Origin of the sequence: Paenibacillus sp. EKM212P, assembly GCF_011066115.1 — a bacterium.
GTDB lineage: Bacteria > Bacillota > Bacilli > Paenibacillales > Paenibacillaceae > Paenibacillus > Paenibacillus polymyxa_B.
Map to the genome: position 1 here is coordinate 1 of NZ_JAAMNR010000023.1, position 6,260 is coordinate 6,260.

1 protein-coding gene is annotated in these 6,260 nt (G+C 51.6%); it reads left to right on the forward strand.

Going from position 1 to position 6,260, the window contains the following annotated elements; translation table 11 throughout:
* The coding region (locus G9G54_RS24675) for a non-ribosomal peptide synthetase (protein WP_165179924.1) at window positions 1–6,260 on the forward strand (6,260 nt) is incomplete at both ends.

Genomic DNA, 6,260 nt, shown 5'->3' on the forward strand with positions numbered 1-6,260 from the left:
AATGCTTCCGTATCGGAGCAAACGAACTATGATTTCAACATTACGGTTGTGCCGGGTGATGAAATTCATGTCCATTTGGAGTACAACGCGCGAGTATTGGAACGCACAGCTGTAGAGCAAATCCGCGAGCATTTGCTGCATATGATTGAAGAAGCGATTAACAGACCAGATGCGCTGGTAGATGAGCTGGAGTTGGTGACTGCTTCGGAAAAAGCAAAAATCATCGACGGTTTTGGATCCGTGGGCGTATCTGCATGGAGTGATGAAAAGCAATCAGAAGGGTTGTTTCACGCCTATGTGGAAGAACAAGCGCAGCTTGTGCCGGATCATGTGGCAGTTGTATACGAGGAGCGGCAGCTTACGTACCGCGAGCTGAACGAGCGTGGGAATCAACTTGCTCGTAGATTGCGGAATGAAGGTGTTGGGCGCGAGTCCATTGTTGGTATTTTGAGTGAGCGCTCGGTGGACATACTGATCGGCGTATTAGCAGTATGGAAAGCCGGAGGTGCATATGTACCGTTAGATGCGGATTATCCATCCGAACGTATCCGTTTTATGCTTGAGGACAGCGGCGCGACGGTGCTGCTGACTCAAACTAGTTTGCGGGAGCGCGCACAAGCATGGCTGAATGAAAGCCAATGGGCTTTGGGCGAAGGAAAGGCCGAGGGTGAACTGGAGACGGCGGTTAGCGCTGAAACGATGGAAAGAGACAGCCTTAATAAGAGATTAAGCTTGAAATCAGATTCGGAGTCTGATAGTGAAGTAGCATCCGAATCCGCAGCGAACTTGCGTCTGCATACCGTACTGGCGTTAGACGATGAGTCACTGTACACCGGAGATACGACGGATGTGGAACCTATCAATGAGCCGCAGGATCTGGCGTATGTGATCTACACGTCCGGTACAACGGGGCGTCCAAAAGGCGTTATGATCGAGCATCGCAGCTTGGTGAATACGGCTGCGGCCTATCGCCGGGATTACCGTCTGAACCAGTTCCCAGTACGCCTGTTACAACTGGCAAGTTTCTCCTTCGACGTGTTCGTCGGCGATATCGCACGGGCGCTCTATAACGGTGGCACGATGGTCATCTGTCCGAAGGACGACCGCATCGACCCAAGCCGTCTGTATGGCTGGATTCGCGACTATCAGATTACGGTGTTCGAATCCACACCGGCTTTAATCGTACCGTTTATGCAGCATGTGCATGAACACGGACTGGACATGAGCAGTCTGGAATTGCTGATCACCAGCTCGGATAGCTGCAGCGTGACGGATTATCGGGTACTGCAAGAACGGTTTGGCGCGGATATCCGCATTATTAACAGCTATGGCGTCACGGAAGCGGCGATTGACTCCAGCTTCTACGACGAAGAGCTGTCGAAGCTGCCAAGCAGCGGCCATGTGCCGATTGGTCAGGCATGGCTGAACGCACGCTTCTACATCGTGGACAGCCAGCTGAATCCGGTGCCGATCGGTGTACTGGGCGAGCTGTGTATTGGCGGAGCCGGGGTAGCACGTGGGTACTTGAACCGTGCGGACCTGACGGCGGAAAAATTCGTAGCGAACCCATACGTACCGGGTGAACGACTGTATCGCACAGGCGATTTGGCGCGGTGGATGCCAGACGGCAATGTGGACTTTATCGGCCGGATGGACTACCAGGTCAAAATCCGGGGATACCGGATCGAGCTGGGCGAGATTGAAACGGCGATCCAGCGGGTGCCGGGTGTGCGTCAAGCGATAGTCATCGACCGGACGGACGAACGTGGACACAAGTACTTGTGCGGATACATCACGGGAGAAACCGAGCTGCAGATCGAGGAAGTACAAGCAGCACTGGAAGCAGCACTGCCAGCACATATGGTACCTGCACGCTTGATGCGTCTGGAGACCTTACCATTGACCAGCAACGGCAAAATCGACCGCGAGGCCTTACCGGAACCGGAAGGAAGCATTCATACCGGTGCAGCTTATGTGGCACCGCGAACTACGGTGGAACAAGTATTAGCTTCGGTGTGGGCTGGGGTGCTGGGCGCAGAAGCCGTAGGTACGCAGGATAACTTCTTTGAACTGGGCGGCGATTCGATCAAAGCACTGCAAGTGTCGTCCCGATTGTTGCAAGCAGGCTATCGACTGGACATGAAGGATCTGTTCAGCAATCCGACGGTTGCGTCACTCAGTCCTTTGCTTCGTACAGATGGCAAGATGGCCAGCCAGGAAGAGGCCGTAGGCAAGGTAGAACTGACACCCATTCAACGGTGGTTCTTCGAGCAGCAGCCGGTTGATCTGCACCACAACAACCAGGCGATGATGCTGTATCGAGCTGGGCGCTTTGACGTAGACGCGCTGCGCCGTACGATGGACCGTATTGTCCAGCATCATGACGCATTGCGCACAGTATTCCGTGAGACGGAGCAAGGCTATGCCGCTTGGAATCGCAGTGTGGAAGAAGGCGAGCTTTACACGCTGGACATTATAGATTTTAGTGGAGTTGAAGACGAATCCACCGCTGTAGAAGCTAAGGCGAGTGAAATTCAAGCCAGCATTCATTTGAGCGAGGGGCCGCTTGTGAAGCTCGGTCTCTTCCATTGCGCTGAGGGCGACCATTTATTAATGGTCATTCATCATTTGGTTGTGGACGGCGTATCGTGGCGTATTTTGCTGGAGGATTTGGCATCCGGTTATGAGCAGGCTGTTGCAGGTAAAATAGGCACAGCTATTCGACTGCCACATAAAACAGATTCATTCCAGGTGTGGGCCAAACAGCTGTCAGCCTATGCGAATAGTGCGACGATAGAGCGTGAGCTAGCCTACTGGCAGCATATCGAACAAGCAGAAGCAAGCCTCGCGAAGCCTTTGCCGAAGGATTTTGCAAATGACCATGCTCTGCTGGGAGACAGTGAGGTTGTCACGGTCCGCTGGACGAAACAGGAAACTGAGCAACTGCTCAAACAAGCTCATCGCGCGTACAGCACGGAAATGAATGACCTGTTGCTGGCTGCGCTTGGAAAAGCCGTCTATGACTGGTCTGGTTCTGAACGGGTGCTGGTCAACCTGGAGGGCCATGGACGGGAAGCTATTGTACCGGATGTGGATATTACGCGCACGGTTGGCTGGTTTACGAGTCAGTTCCCGGTTGTACTGGATGGAAGTCTGGGACAAGGGGGGAATACGGCTCGTCTGATCAAACGGATTAAGGAAGGGCTGCGTCATATTCCGCAAAAAGGCATCGGCTATGGTATTTTGCGATACCTGTCAGATATGAATGTTCTGGAGAAAGCAGGCGTGCAGTTAAAGGTGCAGCCTGAGATCAGTTTTAACTATTTGGGCCAATTCGATCAGGACTATAAAGGCAACGATCTGGAGCCTTCCTCCTATTCCATTGGTGTGCCTGTCAGCACAAACGCGGCTATGGATTTTGCACTGGATATCAATGGAGTAATCGAAGATGGCGAGCTGATTTTCACTATTCGCTACGGCACAACGCAATTCCGTCATGAAACGATTGAACGGCTGGGAGAGCTGCTAGCATCCGGCTTGCGTGAAGTCATTCATCATTGTGTCGCCCAAGAGAAAACGGTGTTGACCCCAAGTGATGTCCTGTTAAACCATGTAACGCTGGACGAGCTGGAGCAATTGGTGGAAGATACGCGAGATCTGGGTGAACTGGAAAATGTGTATGCCTTGACGCCGATGCAAAAGGGCATGCTCTTCTTCAGCCTAATGGATGAGAATTCGGCAGCTTATTTCGAGCAGGCCACCTTTGAGTTGAATGGACGGTTTGATGTGGTTACTTTCGGTAAAAGCTTTGATCTGCTCGTCCGACGTCATGAGGCATTGCGGACGAACTTTATCAACTCCTGGAAGGATGAGCCTGTACAGGTCGTTTTCCGCAATCGCAGCGGAGAGTTGTACTATGAAGACCTGCGCGGACTGGAAAAAGAAGAACGAGCAGCGCGTGTTGAGGCTTTTACCCTTGCCGATAAAGCTAAAGGATTCAATCTCGCAGAGGATGCACTCATTCGTATTTCGATCCTGCAAACCGGGGATGAAACATATCACTTTATCTGGAGCTTCCATCACATTTTGATGGATGGCTGGTGCTTGTCCTTTATGACACAGGAGGTATTCGGCAGCTATTTGGCACTGCGTGCGGGTCATGAGCCAGCGCTGGAGCCTGTTACGCCGTTCAGTCGATTTATCGAATGGCTGGAGCGTCAGGACCGTGAGGCGGCTCTGCAATACTGGAGTGGGTATCTGGCGGACTACGAGCAGCAAATTACGCTTCCGCAGCAAAAAACACAGCCTAAATCGATGCAAGCCGGGCTATATGTCGCTGAAGATCTGGATTGCGAATTCCAGCCAGAGCTGGTTGCCCAGATCGAACAAGTGGCGAAGCAAAATCAGGTCACGATCAACACGCTGATTCAGACCGTATGGGGCGTTCTGTTGCAAAAATATAACAACAGTACGGATGTCGTGTTCGGCAGCGTTGTGTCCGGTCGTCCAGGGGATATTCCAGGTGTGGAGCACATGATTGGGCTATTCATTAACACGATTCCAGTGCGTGTGCAGTCTGAACCAGGTGAAAGCTTTGTAGAGCTGATGAAACGAACACAGCGGCAGGCGCTGGCTTCCAATGCCTACGATGCGTTCCCACTGTATGAAATTCAAGCACTGACCGAGCAGAAACAGGATTTAATCAATCATATTATGATTTTTGAAAATTATCCGGTGGAGCAGCAGGTAGAACAGTTAGGCGGCGATGGGCAGAATAAATTTACGATTTCGAACGTGGTGTCTACAGAGGCAACCAACTATGATCTGAACGTCGTCGTGATGCCGGGAGAAGGCATCAAGATTCGTTTTATGTATAACACGCTTAGCTTTGATCAAGCAGGCATTGAGCATCTGTATGGTCATTTTGTCCGTCTGCTAGAGCAGATTTGGCTCAACCCAAATGTTCGCGTTGAAGAACTGGAATTGGTCACAGCGGCGGAAAAGCAGCAGATTACAGCGGCATTTAATGATACCGCTTGTGCATTCCCATGCAAACAGACGATCCATCAGCTGTTCGAGGAGCAGGTAGAATATACGCCAGATCAGGTGGCATTGGTGTTTGGCAATCAGAGTCTGACTTATCGGGAGCTGAATGAACGGGCGAATTCATTGGCACGAATGCTTCAAGCCCAGGGAGTAGGACCTGACAAACTGGTCGGTCTGATGGTGCAGCGTTCCGTGGAAATGATTGTAGGTCTGCTGGCTGTGCTAAAAGCAGGCGGTGCTTATGTGCCGATTGATCCCGAATTTCCGTCCTCTCGTATTGCATACATGCTGGAAGACAGCGAGGCTGCAGTGCTTCTGACCCGTCTCGATTTGGCAGAAGAGCACCATTGCCATGCCAATACCCTGTTTCTTGAGGATGCAGCATTGTATCAGGGAGAGAGCGGCAACCTGGAGACGATTGCCCGACCAGAGCATTTGGCTTATGTCATCTATACGTCGGGTTCGACTGGAAATCCAAAAGGAGTTATGCTCCAGCATCGCTCGGTCCTCAACTTTATTACAGGGATGCGCGAAGTCATTGACTTTGAAGCGAGCCAAACGATTTTGTCACTCACGACCATTTCATTCGATATTTTCGTATTGGAAACCATCCTCCCCCTGTTGGGTGGAATGACGGTGGTGCTTGGCGACAGCCAGCATCAGGTGAATCCGCAGGCGCTGGGTGAGTTGATTACTCAACATTCGATTGAGATGTTGCAAATGACACCCTCCCGGCTGCAAATGCTGTTGGGTCATGAAGCAGGATCGCGCGCGCTGCAAAGCGTGAAGGCCATTATGGTCGGGGGCGAAGCACTTCCATCCAAGCTGCTCGCAGCATTGCAAGAAATAAACGGTCCCCGTATTTATAACATGTACGGACCTACAGAAACGACGGTGTGGTCGACCGTGCAGGAACTGACCCATGCTCAACATATTAATATTGGACGTCCCATCGCGAATACTCAAATCTATATCATGAATGCGAATGGGGAGTTGCAGCCAGTAGGTGTGCCGGGTGAGTTATGTATTGCAGGGGAAGGATTGGCCCGTGGATATTGGAAACGTGAAGAACTGACGGCTGAGAAATTTGTGAATAATCCGTTTGCTGGTGGCAAGGCGGGCCATGAGCGGATGTACCGTACAGGCGATTTGGCAAGATGGATGCCGGACGGCAACATTGAATATTTGGGTCGGATGGACCATCAGGTGAAAAT